This window comes from Glycomyces sp. L485, assembly GCF_022548875.1.
Classification (GTDB): domain Bacteria; phylum Actinomycetota; class Actinomycetes; order Mycobacteriales; family Micromonosporaceae; genus Glycomyces.
Genome location: NZ_JAKZEW010000002.1, coordinates 66,144 through 79,596, shown reverse-complemented (window position 1 = coordinate 79,596; position 13,453 = coordinate 66,144). Strand labels below are relative to the sequence as shown.

Genomic DNA, 13,453 nt, shown 5'->3' with positions numbered 1-13,453 from the left:
GAACGAACTCCAGAGTGAGGGCCCACGGCTGCCTCCCGCGTGATGGAACGCGGGGAGGGGCCTTCGATTCCGGCGGCCGAGGCGCATACTGGGCTCATGGGCGAACTCCTCGAGATGCCGACGGACTGGACCCGGGCGCTCGCCATTGTGGCCCACCCCGACGACATGGAGTACGGCGCCGCCGCCGCGGTCGCCGCATGGACCGCGGGGGGCCGCGAGGTCGCCTACCTCATGGTCACTCGCGGCGAGGCGGGCATCGACACGATCCCGCCCGACGAGTGCGCGCCGCTGCGCGAGGCCGAGCAGCGCGCCAGCGCCGAGGTCGTCGGCGTCGGCTCCGTGGAGTTCCTCGACCACCGCGACGGCGTCGTCGAGGCCGGGGTGCCGCTGCGCCGCGACCTGGCCGCCGCGATCCGCCGGCACCGGCCCGAGCTGGTGGTCACGCTCAACCCCCGTGAGAACTTCCAGCCCGGCGGCTGGAACTCGGCCGACCACCGAGCCGTCGGCGAGTCGGTGCTGGACGCCGTGAACGACGCCGGGAATCGCTGGATCCACACCGACCTGCTCGAACAGGGGCTTGAACCGTGGCCGGGGGTGCGCTGGGCGGCCCTGTTCGGTTCGCCGGAGGCGTCGCACGCGGTGGACACGACCGCGACGATGGAGATCGGCATAGCCTCGCTCGTCGAGCACCGCGCGTACATCTCGGCGCTCAGCGACACCGACCCGGAGACCTACGCCCGCGAACTCCTCACGGCTTTCGCGGCGATGGGCGGCGAGCGTTTCGGCACGCGTTACGCGGCCACGTTCGAGCTCGTCTCCTTCTAGTCCTGCGGCGGGAAGTGGCCGATGACGGTGCCCTCGCCGGAATCGGCGGAGGCCTCGAACACGTAGTAGTCGCCGCCCGTGTCCCTGGCGCCGTCGCCGTGGTTGTGCTGCCCCGCCAAGACGTACTCACCCGGTTCGACGGTCTCGTCCTCGCGCAGCGTCCACCGGTAGACGAGGTAGCCGTCGTCCTCGTAGACGTCGGGCATGCCGAAGTAGTGCTCGGCGGTCGTCCAGGAGCCGGTCGTCTCGACGTCTTCACCGACGACGACGTACAGCTCCACGGTCAGCTCGGTGAGTGGCTCCTCGGTGTCCAAGGTCAGCTCTGCCTGGGACCAGTAGGCGTTGTCGGTGTCGTCGTTGACCGCGGCGCCGGCCGACAGGAAGTCGAGATCGTCGACCGCTTCGGGCCGATCGTGGCCGACCGCCGGCGCGCCCGTCTCCGAGTCCGAGCCGGTCGATCCGGGCGCGGGCGTCGTCGGCCGGACCAGGCCGGGCCCGTAGCCGACGGCCACGACCGCGGCGATGAGCACTACCGCGACGCCGGTGGCGATCGCCAGATGCGGGATGCGAAAGCCCCTGCGGGCCGGCTCGGACGCGACGGTCCCGGAGCGGTCCATGCCGGAGGCGACCCGCTCCCACATGCGTTCCGAGTCGGGCCGGAATTCCTCGGCGGTCACCCGCAGACGGCCGGGCAGATCGTCGTTCATAGCTGTATCCCGTTCCGTATGGTCGCCCACGCGGTACCCTCCTTCCCGTTCGCCGGCGCCAGGAGCCGTCGCAGCTCGGCCAGGCCCTTGGAGGTCTGGCTCTTCACCGTCCCGACCGAGATCCCGAGGGCCTCGGCCGTCTCGTGCTCGGACAGGTCGAGCGAGTGCCGCAGCACTACGCAGGCGCGTTTGCGGAACGGCAGGCGGTCCAGGGCTCGGCGCACGTCCACCACGGCCGCCATGTTCGGTTCGCTGACCGTCTCGTTCGGGCGCAGCCAGAACGCGGCGTTCCGGCGGCGTTCCCTCACAGCGGAGCGGATCCTGCTCTTGGCCAGGTTGGCGACGATGCCGCGAGCGTAGGCGATCCCCGAAGCGGAGCGCTCGACGTCGCTCCACTGTCGCCACACTGCGAGCATCGCGTCGGCCGCGATGTCCTCCGCCGCCGCGCGCTCACCGATGAGCATCCACGCGAACCGTGCCAGTTCGGCATGGTGCCGTTCGAAGAAGGCGCGGAAGGCGTCTTCTCCGGGCGAGGCGGGGACGTACAACGGGGCCCTCCCTGTGCGGGTAGGTATCGGGGAGGCGGAGTTTATCAGCGCAGGTAGGGCGGGCGCCACTTGCGCCCGCCCTACCTGCGCTGATACCGTCAGCGGCCCCTCGCGTCCAGCCTTTCGGCCGGGAGTCCGACCGCGGGCCGTGACCCGACGGTCCCCCGATGCGCGTGTACTCCCGGCCGGGGCCGAGATTGCGCGGCACGCGCGACGCGAGGTGAAGACATGCATGCCTCTCCATATTTGGGCCTGGTTGTTTGTAGGTGCGACGGAGCCGGGTTGCCGCACCGACATGTAGTTGCCGCCGAGCGCTCGAAGGTTGCCGCGATTTCGAAAGAATTTTGGGAACTTGCTCAGCCGCAGGTCAGAGAAGCTAGAACTGTGAAATCGAGGGGACGGCGTCGGTCGTGGGAAGGTCGGCGAAGAGGCCGTCGAAGACGCTGATGCGGTCGAACCTCATCGCGTGGCGCCTGGCCCGGTCCGCGGCCTGTTCGCGCTCGTCCGGGCTCATCGCCAGGGCCGCGTCGATCGCCGCGGCCAGTCCGGGTCGGTCGGACGGCGCCACCTCGATCGCCGTGTCGCCCACCGCCTCGGGGATGCCGCCGGTGCGGGTGGTGATGACCGGGCCGCCGCCGGCGAGCATCTTCTCGACCAGCGCGATCCCGAACGTCTCGACGAACTCCGGCCGCGGCTTGGACGGCAGCGCGTACGCGGCGCAGCCGTTCATCAGCAGCGGCTTCTCCTCGTCGCCGACGTCGGTGAGGAACACGATCCGCTCATCGCCGGCGGCCTCGGCCCGCACGTCGGCCAAAGCCGGGCCGGTTCCGGCGATCACCAGCTTGTGCGTCGCCGCGGCGGCCGAGGCGCGCCACCCGGCGACGAGGTCGTCGGCGCCCTTCGCGGCCGCCACGCGCGACAAGAACAGGATGTACCCGTCGCGCTCCAGGCCGCGGCGCCGCAGCGCCGCGTCGACCTGCTCATCGGTGAGGTCGAGGTAGATCGAGGAGTCCACGGCCGGGTAGCTGACCGCGACGCGCCGCTCGACCTCGTCGGCGAAGCGCGTCCCGCACGCCAGGTCCACCTCGCGCGCCGAGGAGGCGATGAGGTCCTTCGTGTACTCCGAGACCGCCACGCACCGGTCGCTCGCCAGGTACGTGGTGAACAGCGACGCGGCCGCGCCGACCCGGCCGTCGGCGATGCAGCCGCGCACCACGTTGGTGATGTCCGAGCCGACCGCCTCGGCGATCGTCGTCACCTGCGAGCCGAGCCCGGCGTCGCGGACCGACCGCATCGCCTCGGCGACGACGTTCGCATGCGGCGTCAGGTACATCGACATGCACACCGTCGGCACCCCGTCGGTGAACAGCTCGAACAGCCGCCCCGACAGCCCGAGCAGGAACCGCCCGTCCGGGACTCGGTAGTCGCCGACCGGTTCGGGCCGTTCGACGGTGATGCCCTCCGAGTACGGCACGAGCGCGTCGAGCGGTTTGAGCGGCAGGCCCGCGGCCTGGAGCGCGGGGATCGGCCACGACACGATCCGCACGTCGTCGAAGCCCCTGGCGAGGGCGACTTCGGCGAGGTTGCGGGCCTCGGTGGCGTGGCCGCAGACGACCGGGTCGGCGCGGACGACGATGACGAGCCGTCGGCTCGCCGGCTGGATCAGCTTCATAGCAGGAACTCCTGGAAGCGGGTCCCACCGCCCCGAGCGTCGTCGGGTCGGTCGGAGACGGACGGAGGGCGCGTCTTCGTCGCCCAGTCGGAAGGTTCGGGACCCAGCTCGATCTCCAGCGTTCCACCGCCGTGCAGCTGGTTCCCGGTGATGTAGCCGTGCTCCAGTGGACGGCCGTTGAAGCGGGCGCTCTGCACGTAGCGCGGCGAGGAGCCCTCGGCGTCGTCGCCGATCCCGGACTCGACGTGCCCGGTCGTGGCGATCTCGAACTCGTTCCCGCCGAACCGCAGCGCCGCGCCCGCGAACGCCGGGGCGTTGACCAGGAACAGGTTCTGCCCGGCGACGGGGAACAGCCCCAGCGAGGCCCACACGTACCAGGAGCTGAGCCCGCCCGAGTCGTCGTTGCCCGGCAAGCCCCCGCGACCTGTTCCGAACTGGTAGGCCAAGGCCGCATGCACGACTTCGGCAGTCCTGTCAGGACGGCCCGCGTAGTGGTAGGCCCAGGGCGCTTCCATGTCCGGCTCGTTGTTGAGCCCTTCGAATCGGTTGAGGTCGCCGCCGATCGACAGCTCCGTGCCGAACGGCGGCGTCCCGAGCTGCGTGACCGGCGGGGCGCCGAAACCGAAGAAGCGGTCGAGCATGGCCGTGAACTCGGTGTCGCCTCCGGCGAGGCCGATGCGCGCGGCCATGTCGTGCAGTAGCCGGAACGAGTAGTTCCAGCGGCCGCCCTCATAGAACGAGGAGTCCTTGAGCAGGCCGTTGGAAGGGTCGAACGCGTTGATCCAGTTGCGAGCCTTCTCCTCCAGAAACCCGGCGAGCTTCTCGTCGCCGAGGCCGCGCGCGACCTGCGCCGCGCAGTGGTAGCCGCAGGCGAGGTCGAGAGTGTGGCTGATGGGATGGACGATGCCGCGCTCGTAGAAGTCCTCGCCGAAGCCGCGGCGAAGGTCGTCGACCATGTGCACGAGCGCCCAGTCCCAGTCCACACCGGGCAGGCCCAGCCGGTAGCCGTCGGCGAGGGCGGTGTGGGCGAGGGCGCTTGCCTGGCGGAAGAACCGGTCGGAGCCGCGGGCCATGCGGTAGCCGATGGGGAGGTTGCCCTCCTCCTCGCAGATGCGGACGAGCGATTCGAGCATCTCGGCGCCCATCGTCGGCGACAGTGCCGTGAGCAGCGGAAACTGGGTCTTGTACATGTCCCACATCGTCGAGATGTCGAAGACGAACGGGCCGTCGGAGGGCCAGAAGGGGCTCTCGTCCTCGGCGAAGCACGGCTTGATGAGCGAGTGGTAGACGCTCGTGGCGAACACGGTGCGCCGCTCGGGGGTGCCGCCGTCCACTCTGATCTGGTCGAAGTACTCGTTCCACGCTTCGGCCGTACGCTCGCGGCGGGCGTCGAACGTGGCCGGCTCGGGCGTCCCCTCTTCGAGGTTCCTCCTGGCCTGCTCGCATCCGCGCAGGGAGAAGCCCATGCGCAACTCGATGGCCTGGCCGGGTTCGGTGGGGCCCATGAACATCAGGCCGAAGGGCCGCAGGGTGGTGCGTCGGATGTAGTCGAAGTCGAGGCGGGTGCCGCCGTCGACGCGGCGTCGGTCGTACCAGCACAGTTGGCGCCAGCCGGGCGTGTCGGACTTGATGTAGACAGAGATCGGGACGCCCTCCATGACGACCGTGCCCTGGGCGCGGCCGTGGCCGAGGCTCTGCATCTCGGCGCGGAGCGGCACCGTGCCGCCGTGCTCGATGGCAAGGCCGCCGTAAGAGAAATCGAGGACGACACGGGCCGAAGCCGAGGCCGGAAAGGTATAGCGGTGGACGGCGGTCTTGGCGCCGACGGTGAGCTCGCAGCGGATGCCTGTGTCGAGGGTGGCGGCGTAGTAGCCGGGTTCGGCGACCTCGTCGTGGAGCCGCCACCGGGTGCCTAGCGCGTCGAGCGGCTCGACCATAGGGGTGACGCGGAAGTAGTTGTAGTACTTGCGGATCGCGCCGGTGCCGGACTGCTGGAAGTGGGTGAACCCGGAGGCGAGGTAGTCGTCGTAGATCGGCTCGGGGGCGCCCTCGGTGCTGATGCCGTAGCGGCCGTATCCGGTGGGGTAGGCCCCGGAGCAGGCGCAGGCCGAGACCATGCCGAGTGGATGGCAGGCGCCGGGGTGGGTGTTGCCCACCTGCGCTTTCGGCCACCACCATGAGGCCGCGAGGCCTCTCGCCGCCGGCAGTTCGGTCGCTGCGGTCCCGATGAAGGGATCTACTGACTCCAGGATGTGACCGATATTAAGGTTCATCCGTCACATCCTCGTTACGGATGGGTGAATGTGCAAGCCGAACGACGCGAGCCGTTCGAGCTCTTGCCACGCTCGCGGTCCACGTGCTCCATGAGCACGGGTCTCCCCTCGGCGAGAAGACACCCGCACCCCGCCACGCCGCCCCGACGCGCTGGTCACCGCGGCGGGGCTCGCCTTCGCCGCGCCCACGGTCATCGCATGTCCATCGACGACCGCACGCTCTCGGGAGATCCGTTCTGGATCCCGATCCCTCAACTGCCCTTCAACTAGAGCAAGTCGCTCCCGCGCTCAAAGCGGCCGGCGTTCGCCTCGCGTCTTGTGCCGGAACCGGTCCGGCCGTAGGCTGGTCTCGGTTCCGGCACACGCTCTGGAGGTAGACGCAATGCAACCGCTTCGGCCCAGGCGACTCCACCCGGGCGACACCGTCGTCATCGCCGCTCCCTCCGGACCGTTCCTCCCCGGCCGCCGCGACGAGCTGGACTCGGGGATCGCCGCCATCGAGGACATGGGATTCGACGTCCGCGTCTCGAAGCTCGTCGAGTCCGCCTCCAGGCGCTTCTGGCGCTCCGCGCCCCCGGCCGAGCAGTCTGCCGAGATCAACGAGCTGCTGGCCGACCCCGATGTCCGCGCCATCGTCCCTTTCGCCGGCGGCAACGCCACCACCGGCTACATCGACCGCCTTGACTACGACGCCGTCAGAGCCGACCCCAAGCCGCTGCTCGGCTTCTCCGACATCACCGCCCTGCACCTCGCCCTCCACTCCCAGACCGGACTCATCGGAATGCACGCCGACTTCGCGCCCGGTCTCGGGAACTTCTGGGAGGAGGCGTCGACTCCCGAGCGCCGCGGCCGAGTCCGGGAGATCCTCCGCGGCCTGCTCACCGGCGAGATCACCGAGATCGACCTGCCCGCCGACGAACAGTGGGAGACATGGAAGCCCGGCCGGGCCACCGGCCGCCTCGTCGGCGGCCTGCTCGACAGGCTCGTCCGCCTCCAGGCGACTCCGTACGCCCTGCCTCCCGAGGCGTTCGACGGTGCGATCCTCTTCTGGGAGGACGTGGGTCGCAATATCGGCCACATCTGGAACGACCTGCACAGCCTCCGATTGCAGGGCGTCTTCGACCGCGTCGGCGCGATGGTCGTCGGCATCCCCACCGACTTGCACGGCCCGCCCGAGAAGTACGGGCCGGCGACGGTCAGCGAGGTCGTCCTCGACGTTCTCGCCGACCACGACCTCCCGATTCTCGGCGGCGTCGAATTCGGCCACACTGGACCGAATCTGCCGATGCCGATCGGATTGAACGCCGAGGTCGACGCCGACTCGCAGATCCTGAAACTCTTGGAATCCCCTGTCTCCTAGACGCTTCATGCACAACCGGAGTGCAGGCGAAATTCTATCCGAATTAGTGGTTGCTTTCTTATTGACCTTCAGGCACGGTTGGTAGACATGAAGATCCGAACAGCCGGGCCCGCAGACGCAGACGAGATCGTGCATGTCAAGAACGCGTCCTGGCGCGCCGCCTACAGCGGCCTCATCGACGACAACGTGCTCGCCGGGCTCAGCGACGAACCCTCCGAAGCGTTCGTGATGAACCTGAGTTCCCCGCCTCCGTTCTGGCTCACGTTGGTGGCCGAGCGCGGTCCCGACGTGATCGGTTCCGTCACAGTCGGCCGGGACACCAGGGAATCGACGAAAGACGAGACCTCGCCGGGCTCGCCCGGCGAGGTCTGGATGCTCTACGTCCACCCCGACCGCTGGGGCAAGGGAGTCGGCCGCGCGCTCATGCGCGAGGCCCACAAGGCGCTCAATGAGTTCGCACTCTCCCCGATCCGCGTGTGGGTTCTGGACAGCAACGAGGTCGGCCTGCGCTTCTACGAGCAGTACGGCTTCGTCCGGGACGGCGAGCGCAGCACCCATGAGATGAACGGCAGCGACTACCCGATCGTGCGCCTCACCCTCCCGAAGGAGCGCGTCGTCGACGAACTCGCCTGATCCCGATTGGATCCGGCCCATCTGCCCGCCCTCTGCGTTGTCGGTCTCCCAGATGCAACATCTGGGAGACCTTCCGCTTTGCGAGCGAACAAGTGAACCGGATCCAACCTCGCCCGGGTTCTTGGAAGGGCCCTGAACAGGACCAGTCCGTCAGTGTTTCGCTATGCGGGGGTGCACTTGGGCGTGATGCCGAAGTCGTAGCCCTTCTCGGCCAGCTTCGGCAGCGCGATCTCCAGGGCCTCGACCGTCTGCGAGCGGTTTCCGCCGCCGTCGTGCATGAGGACCACGTCGCCCGGCGTGGCCCCGAGCAGCTCATCCACGATCGCGTCCACGCCGGGCCGCGACCAGTCTCTGGTGTCGACGTTCCACATCTGCTTCTTCAGCCCCGCGTCGGCGATCGCCTCGTCGACCTCGGCGTTCGTCGCCCCATACGGCGGACGGAAGCACGGGGCCTCGGCGCCGAAAGCGGTCAGCAGCGCGGCGGCCGAGTAGATCTCCTGGTCGACCTCCAAGCGGGTCAGTTCGGTCAGGTCGGGGTGGCTCCAGGTGTGGTTCCCCATCGCGTGGCCGTTGGCCAGGACCTGCCGGGTGCGCAAGGGGTCGTTCTGCATGTTCTCGCCAATGGCGAAGAAGGTGGCCTGGGCGTCGTTGTCGTCCAGGACCTCCAGGATCCGGTCGGTGTTCGAGCCGCCGGGGCCGTCGTCGAAGGTGAGGAAGATGGTGTCGCCCCAGTCGTCCGCCGACTCGGCGGTCTGGGCGGCCGCCGGAGCGGTGAGAGAGAGGGAGGTGATTGCGGCCGCCGTGGCGGCGATTAGAAAGTGAGAAATTTTCACGGGGCATATGATGGCATATGTTTCCTTGGGGCGTAATGGGGGTGCAGTCATATGAAACGGGTGTATCCCGACACTTCACTCTCTGTCGCGTTGCCCGCGAAAGCGTCCGGGACCGGGCCTAACGGGTTCGGTGCGCTGGTCAGGCAAGGCAGGGGCCTGGTGGAGGTTCGGGAAGTCGCGGCGGACTCGTGCGGGAGTTGCCAGGCCGGGCTTCGCTGGGTTCTCCCAGGGCAGGCGGAGGTCGACGGCGAGACCTGGTTGATCCAGGAGGCGCCGTTCGGGGTGAAGCGGATGTGGAAGCGGGGGTGGCGGGTCGGTCACCGCCGCACGGTGGGTTGCGCAGTCGTCGCAGACGATGTGGAAATCGCTCGTGCGGGACTGCTCTGTCGATGCGGCGCAGGCCAAGATGATGCGAGCCCGCTGCGCGAGGGCGGTCTTCGGCCGACGCACCCGACTCCCCCAGGTCGCACGCTCGGCATCGGTCTAGGTCGACAAAGGCCGGCCACGTTTCGCAGTGGCCGACACTAGGACGGTAGTCGAATGGTGGCGACCACGGGGGCGTGGTCGCTGCCGTCCCTGTCGAGCACCTCGAAGTCACGCACCGCGGCCCGCTCGTCGACCAGGACGTGGTCGAGCGTCACCGCAGGCGGGTGCAGCCGGTTGCCGAGGAAGCCGCCCTCGAACGGCCGCCACGTCGGAACGAGCCCCTCGCCGGTGGCGTCGGCGGCGTCGCTGTAACCCGAGTCGACGACCTGGCGCAGCAGCCGGTGGTCGAGCGTGGAGTTGAAGTCGCCGGCCAGCACCCAGGGGACGTCCGAGCCGGTTGCGGGAAAGTCCTCGAAGTCGGCCTCCCAATCGGGAATCCGCTCGGGGCTGCCCGGTGCGGCGACGTGGACGGCCATGAACCGGATCTTGGACTCGTCCGGCAAAGTCACCTCCGCTGCGGGCTGGTAGAAGATCCCGTCGGGCTCCAACTCTTCGAGCCGCTCCATCGGATGGCGCGAGTAGATGCCGGTGCCGACCGCGTTCCAGGCGGGCTCGGCGATCACATGAGGCAGACGCTCCTCCAAGCCGCGCGAGGCCAACTCGTCGAAGCCGGACGGGGTGAGCTCCTGGACGCTGAGGATGTCGGGCTCGTAGCGGTCGACCAGCTCGATGATGTACTTCACGTTCGCCACGCCCACATACATGTTCACCGACATGACGGTCAGCTCGGCGCCCTCGGCCACCGGCTGGTTCTCAGGCAGGACGCGGGGGACGATCGCGGCGACCATCGCGAGTGCCGCAGCGGCAGTGACGATCGCGGCCCGCCAGTGCCGGAATGCGGCCTGCATCCCGGCGCCGACCAGTGCGGCTGCCGCCAGGTACGGCACGAACGCGATGGTCGTGACCAGGATCCACCCGGTCTCCAGGCCCAACAGCCGGATCAGCGAGTAAGCGACGACCCCGGCGGTCGCCGTCCAAGACAGTGACCGGAACACGCGAGTTCGATACCAGCGGGTCCCGGCCGCCTTCCGCTGCGGTTCATCGACGTGGTCGAGTTGCAAGATCGCATCGTTCGACTGTGCGTCGGTCATCCGGCGAGCTTAGCCGTCGTTCGCCAGGCGGCCTTCGCGAGCTGCCGTCGGCGGCGGACGATTCCGCTGCGACCGGCCCAAAGGTGACCGTCCAGCAGTTCACCTGGCAGGCGTCAGATCAGAGTTCGAGGGCTTCGGCCACCTGTCGAGCCACTTCCTCTTCGGTCATGGTGGGGTCGACCCGGATGCGGCGCAGTGCGAGCCGTTCCGTCTCCTCATAGAGGTGTTCCGTGAACATTCGGTCGCGTTCGGCCAGGTTCTCCTCGGCCAGTTCCGGGGCGCTGGTCTTGTGGAGGAACCCGACCCCAGGTGATCCCCGGCCGCGGATCGCGGCTCGACGGAAGTCGGCGGTGGGGAGGAGCCAGACTGCCTGGTTCTGCATGGCCAGGAGTGGCTTCACCAGGTGCGGCAGCAGCCGGAAGCCCTCGACGATGACGCCGGGCGCGGCCGCGAGTCGCAAGAGGTCTTCGATGATCAGCTCGAAGCCCTCGCCGCGAAACCAGTGGAACGTATCCATCATGGTCTCCGGTGAACGGTGGAGCCATCGCTCGTCCATGCTCATGGCGATGAACCGGTGCAGGAACGGGGCGTCCTCGGGGTTCGTACGACGGGCATGGTCCGGCATGACCTCGTCGGTCGAGTAGTAGTGCAGGCCATGGCGAGAGGACATTAGGCGGGCCATGGTCGATTTGCCCGCGCCGGGTCCGCCGCCTATCCAGTGAACGTGCCGCAGCCGCTCCCGCAACGCTGCGAGGTCAGCCGTCGATTCGAATCGCTCAGCCCGCACACGTCACCCTTCCGTGGGATGTCTTGAAGCGCTTGACGGCGCGGTCGAGAAAGATGTCGAAGCCCCAATCGAGACCGGCCGAGGTCGAGGGTCGGAATTCGCAGCGGAAGCGCATCCCGTGGTCGCCGTCGTGGCTGTTGACGAAGTGGTCCCAGGAGTCGCGAGTCTCGGTGGTCGTGAGCCAGCAGTAGGTCGACACCTGGTACGGCACTGGGGACTCTTGGATGGGCATGAGCTTGTTGCCGATGACTTCGCCGAGGGCGAGACCGGCGGCACCGGTCTCCTCGAAGGCTTCGCGTATGGCGGCCTGACCGACCGTCTCGTGCGGCAGTGCTCCGCCGCCGGGCACTTGGACTCCGGCCTCGGGCGCGTCGATGTGCAGGAACACGAGCACCTCGACTTCACTGCCATCTGACGATCGCCGCAGCACATAAGATGTCGCACGCTGCCGGAACAATAGCATTTCAGGAGAGGATGACATTGCGAAAGTCTTTCAGTATGGCCTGGCTTTGACAAGTCAATTTCGAGTCTCAACCGGACTCATTGAGAACATCTGGACGCGGGAGTTGACATTCCAATGACCATCGTTCATTATGCCATGAGCAAGCATTCGAATACGCAAGCAGCACAGGCGCTTACGTCTACAACAAATCGCGTTACGAGGCATGCGCCTCGCATTCAACCAATTCAATAAGGCAGAATGCAATTCGCCGCCCGGTGGTCATCGCCTGTCGCGCTTCAATCCCCACCGGATCCGAAGTCGGTATCAGCGCGAGCTCAACGCCACCCCCCATCCCGGTGCGGCTGGCGGACCCGATCGACCCGGCCCGGCTCAACGGTTCTCGGCACAGAAACCGTCGGCGGTCGAGAGATCCGATTCGGCACGACGGCCGACGCACCGCGGATGTGGTTGGCGTTCACCGAGTTCGAACCAGCGCTGCTCGGTTACGTGACCGGACTCGTCGTCGGCGAGCCTGATCTGTGGGTGTGCGAGCACTCCCACCGAACCTGGGCGAACCAGGGATCGAACGCCGCCGACATCAAGAGGGCCGCCGCCCAAGTCTGATTCTACCGAAGATATGGGGCAATACTTTACTCCCTAGGCGAATTTAACTCACATTGGGTTGCAGGGGATTCCGAGTCGAATAACTGGTTACAGTAGTAACAACGGTGACAACCGATTGTGACTCTGCGATGTATGCGAGACATGATCCTGCCGAGCCGACGGCCCTCGATCTGACGGGGAGGAAGTGTTCGGCTCACAGGGATCGGCACCGCATGCGGGCCGGATGTCCGGCTCGAGACACGGGCGGCGTCCCCGTCCCCGAGCCGGGTTTCCTCGGTTCCCGGTCAAGCCGTAGCGGCCTCCGGGGAGGCGTCGCCCGCAGAGATCCGGCGGTCTTCCAGGAGTCGTTTGGCGGTCTTGTCCGCTCGACCGGCGACCGACATGATGAACACGGCGTTCACGGCGTGGAGGCCGAAGAGGATCTGCCCCGGCACCGTCCCGCCTACGCTGACCAGCGCGATGACCGACTGGAGTGCGACCAGGCCGAACACGGCGGCGGCCAGGCCCACGAGCTTCGACCCCGAGCGCGCCAGCACCGCGAACAGGATGCCCAGCAGCGACACCGCTCCGATGAGCCGCCCGTTCATGATGTGCAGCTCGAACGCCTCCGCCGTGTCGCCCGTAGCTATCGCACCGTAGCCGGCCAGGAAGAACTGGAGCGCGATCAATGCGCCCAGGACGCCCGTCCAGATCCTGAAGAACTCAAGCATCGACGTTTCCCCTCTTGACAAGACCGGATGTGGACAGGTCGGACTGGACGCGGTCGACCAGGTGCCCGACCGCGAAGTGGAAGACGGTGCAGTGGTAGGAGACCGATCCGGTCCGCCACGCCGCCACGTCCTCGTCCTTGATCGAGCCCGGATCGATCGCGGCGGTCGCGGCCAGGCGCGCGCCGAGCGCCGCAGTCCCCGGCGCGGTCGGTCCTCCGGCGGCCTTCCGGTCGACGGGGGCGACGTCCAGAATGGAAGATGACATCGCTTCGCGCTCCTCGGTTCGGGTGGCGGCGGAGGCGACCACCTCCGTCCCCATCGACGATTCCCGTCGGCCGATCGAAAAACGTCCTCCCCACGCCGACAATCCACTCCGAGCCGGACGTCGCAATCGGACCGACCGCATACCACGCTGGTCGTACGCCGGCGGTGAAACCGCTGGCCGACGCCGGTGAAGACGCC

Annotated in this window: 14 protein-coding genes; 4 read left to right on the top strand and 10 right to left on the bottom strand. The window is 68.0% G+C overall.

Annotation, left to right across the window (positions count from 1 at the left end; all coding sequences use genetic code 11):
- Nucleotides 1-96: 96 nt before the first annotated feature.
- The gene (locus tag L0U85_RS01655; protein WP_241375873.1) at nt 97-825 is read left to right on the top strand and encodes a PIG-L deacetylase family protein; all 729 of its coding nucleotides are present in this window, start codon (nt 97-99) and stop codon (nt 823-825) included.
- Here L0U85_RS01655 and L0U85_RS01650 read toward each other — a convergent pair.
- From L0U85_RS01650 to L0U85_RS01635, 4 genes are all read right to left on the bottom strand, one after another.
- Nucleotides 822-1,532, bottom strand: coding sequence for a hypothetical protein (locus L0U85_RS01650; RefSeq protein WP_241375872.1), 711 nt, complete (start codon nt 1,530-1,532; stop codon nt 822-824). The genes L0U85_RS01655 and L0U85_RS01650 overlap by 4 nt on opposite strands.
- Nucleotides 1,529-2,080 (bottom strand): SigE family RNA polymerase sigma factor, encoded by a 552-nt coding sequence (locus L0U85_RS01645; protein ID WP_241375871.1) that lies wholly within the window; start codon nt 2,078-2,080, stop codon nt 1,529-1,531. Before L0U85_RS01645 ends, L0U85_RS01650 begins: the two co-directional genes overlap by 4 nt.
- Before the next feature lie 376 nt (nt 2,081-2,456).
- Nucleotides 2,457-3,752, bottom strand: a complete 1,296-nt coding sequence (locus L0U85_RS01640; protein ID WP_241375870.1) for a glycosyltransferase — start codon at nt 3,750-3,752, stop codon at nt 2,457-2,459.
- Complete coding sequence (locus tag L0U85_RS01635; RefSeq protein WP_241375869.1) at nt 3,749-6,025, bottom strand: glycoside hydrolase domain-containing protein; 2,277 nt, start codon at nt 6,023-6,025, stop codon at nt 3,749-3,751. Before L0U85_RS01635 ends, L0U85_RS01640 begins: the two co-directional genes overlap by 4 nt.
- 382 nt (nt 6,026-6,407) lie before the next feature.
- Between L0U85_RS01635 and L0U85_RS01630 the strand changes: the two genes are divergently transcribed.
- Nucleotides 6,408-7,385: a S66 peptidase family protein gene (locus L0U85_RS01630; protein ID WP_241375868.1), complete on the top strand. Its 978-nt coding sequence runs from the start codon at nt 6,408-6,410 to the stop codon at nt 7,383-7,385.
- 87 nt (nt 7,386-7,472) lie between these two features.
- A complete protein-coding gene (locus L0U85_RS01625; RefSeq protein WP_241375867.1) occupies nt 7,473-8,018 on the top strand; it encodes a GNAT family N-acetyltransferase in 546 nt (181 codons plus the stop codon).
- Between the two features lie 161 nt (nt 8,019-8,179).
- On the opposite strand, the gene L0U85_RS01620 is transcribed toward L0U85_RS01625, so the two are convergent.
- From L0U85_RS01620 to L0U85_RS01605, 4 genes are all read right to left on the bottom strand, one after another.
- A complete protein-coding gene (locus tag L0U85_RS01620) occupies nt 8,180-8,851 on the bottom strand; it encodes a polysaccharide deacetylase family protein (RefSeq protein ID WP_241375866.1) in 672 nt (223 codons plus the stop codon).
- Nucleotides 8,852-9,375: 524 nt separating this feature from the next.
- Nucleotides 9,376-10,428, bottom strand: coding sequence for an endonuclease/exonuclease/phosphatase family protein (locus L0U85_RS01615; RefSeq protein WP_241375865.1), 1,053 nt, complete (start codon nt 10,426-10,428; stop codon nt 9,376-9,378).
- 118 nt (nt 10,429-10,546) lie between these two features.
- Nucleotides 10,547-11,098 (bottom strand): hypothetical protein, encoded by a 552-nt coding sequence (locus L0U85_RS01610; protein WP_241375864.1) that lies wholly within the window; start codon nt 11,096-11,098, stop codon nt 10,547-10,549.
- Between the two features lie 106 nt (nt 11,099-11,204).
- The gene (locus L0U85_RS01605; RefSeq protein WP_277605242.1) at nt 11,205-11,678 is read right to left on the bottom strand and encodes an NUDIX domain-containing protein; all 474 of its coding nucleotides are present in this window, start codon (nt 11,676-11,678) and stop codon (nt 11,205-11,207) included.
- 447 nt (nt 11,679-12,125) lie between these two features.
- Between L0U85_RS01605 and L0U85_RS01600 the strand changes: the two genes are divergently transcribed.
- The gene (locus tag L0U85_RS01600; RefSeq protein ID WP_241375862.1) at nt 12,126-12,281 is read left to right on the top strand and encodes a hypothetical protein; all 156 of its coding nucleotides are present in this window, start codon (nt 12,126-12,128) and stop codon (nt 12,279-12,281) included.
- 284 nt (nt 12,282-12,565) lie between these two features.
- Here L0U85_RS01600 and L0U85_RS01595 read toward each other — a convergent pair whose 3' ends face one another.
- Together L0U85_RS01595 and L0U85_RS01590 are read right to left on the bottom strand one after the other, a co-directional pair.
- Complete coding sequence (locus L0U85_RS01595; protein WP_241375861.1) at nt 12,566-12,991, bottom strand: DUF6220 domain-containing protein; 426 nt, start codon at nt 12,989-12,991, stop codon at nt 12,566-12,568.
- Complete coding sequence (locus L0U85_RS01590; protein ID WP_241375860.1) at nt 12,984-13,256, bottom strand: hypothetical protein; 273 nt, start codon at nt 13,254-13,256, stop codon at nt 12,984-12,986. Before L0U85_RS01590 ends, L0U85_RS01595 begins: the two co-directional genes overlap by 8 nt.
- Nucleotides 13,257-13,453 lie beyond the last annotated feature (197 nt).

Bases quoted from the DNA above. Each gene is read 5' to 3' on its own strand.
- L0U85_RS01605 (WP_277605242.1), bottom strand. From the start codon at position 11,678: ATGCTATTGTTCCGGCAGCGTGCGACATCTTATGTGCTGCGGCGATCG.
- L0U85_RS01615 (WP_241375865.1), bottom strand. From the start codon at position 10,428: ATGACCGACGCACAGTCGAACGATGCGATCTTGCAACTCGACCACGTC.
- L0U85_RS01630 (WP_241375868.1), top strand. From the start codon at position 6,408: ATGCAACCGCTTCGGCCCAGGCGACTCCACCCGGGCGACACCGTCGTC.
- L0U85_RS01635 (WP_241375869.1), bottom strand. From the start codon at position 6,025: ATGAACCTTAATATCGGTCACATCCTGGAGTCAGTAGATCCCTTCATC.
- L0U85_RS01625 (WP_241375867.1), top strand. From the start codon at position 7,473: ATGAAGATCCGAACAGCCGGGCCCGCAGACGCAGACGAGATCGTGCAT.
- L0U85_RS01595 (WP_241375861.1), bottom strand. From the start codon at position 12,991: ATGCTTGAGTTCTTCAGGATCTGGACGGGCGTCCTGGGCGCATTGATC.
- L0U85_RS01610 (WP_241375864.1), bottom strand. From the start codon at position 11,098: ATGTCCTCTCGCCATGGCCTGCACTACTACTCGACCGACGAGGTCATG.
- L0U85_RS01640 (WP_241375870.1), bottom strand. From the start codon at position 3,752: ATGAAGCTGATCCAGCCGGCGAGCCGACGGCTCGTCATCGTCGTCCGC.
- L0U85_RS01590 (WP_241375860.1), bottom strand. From the start codon at position 13,256: ATGTCATCTTCCATTCTGGACGTCGCCCCCGTCGACCGGAAGGCCGCC.
- L0U85_RS01655 (WP_241375873.1), top strand. From the start codon at position 97: ATGGGCGAACTCCTCGAGATGCCGACGGACTGGACCCGGGCGCTCGCC.
- L0U85_RS01650 (WP_241375872.1), bottom strand. From the start codon at position 1,532: ATGAACGACGATCTGCCCGGCCGTCTGCGGGTGACCGCCGAGGAATTC.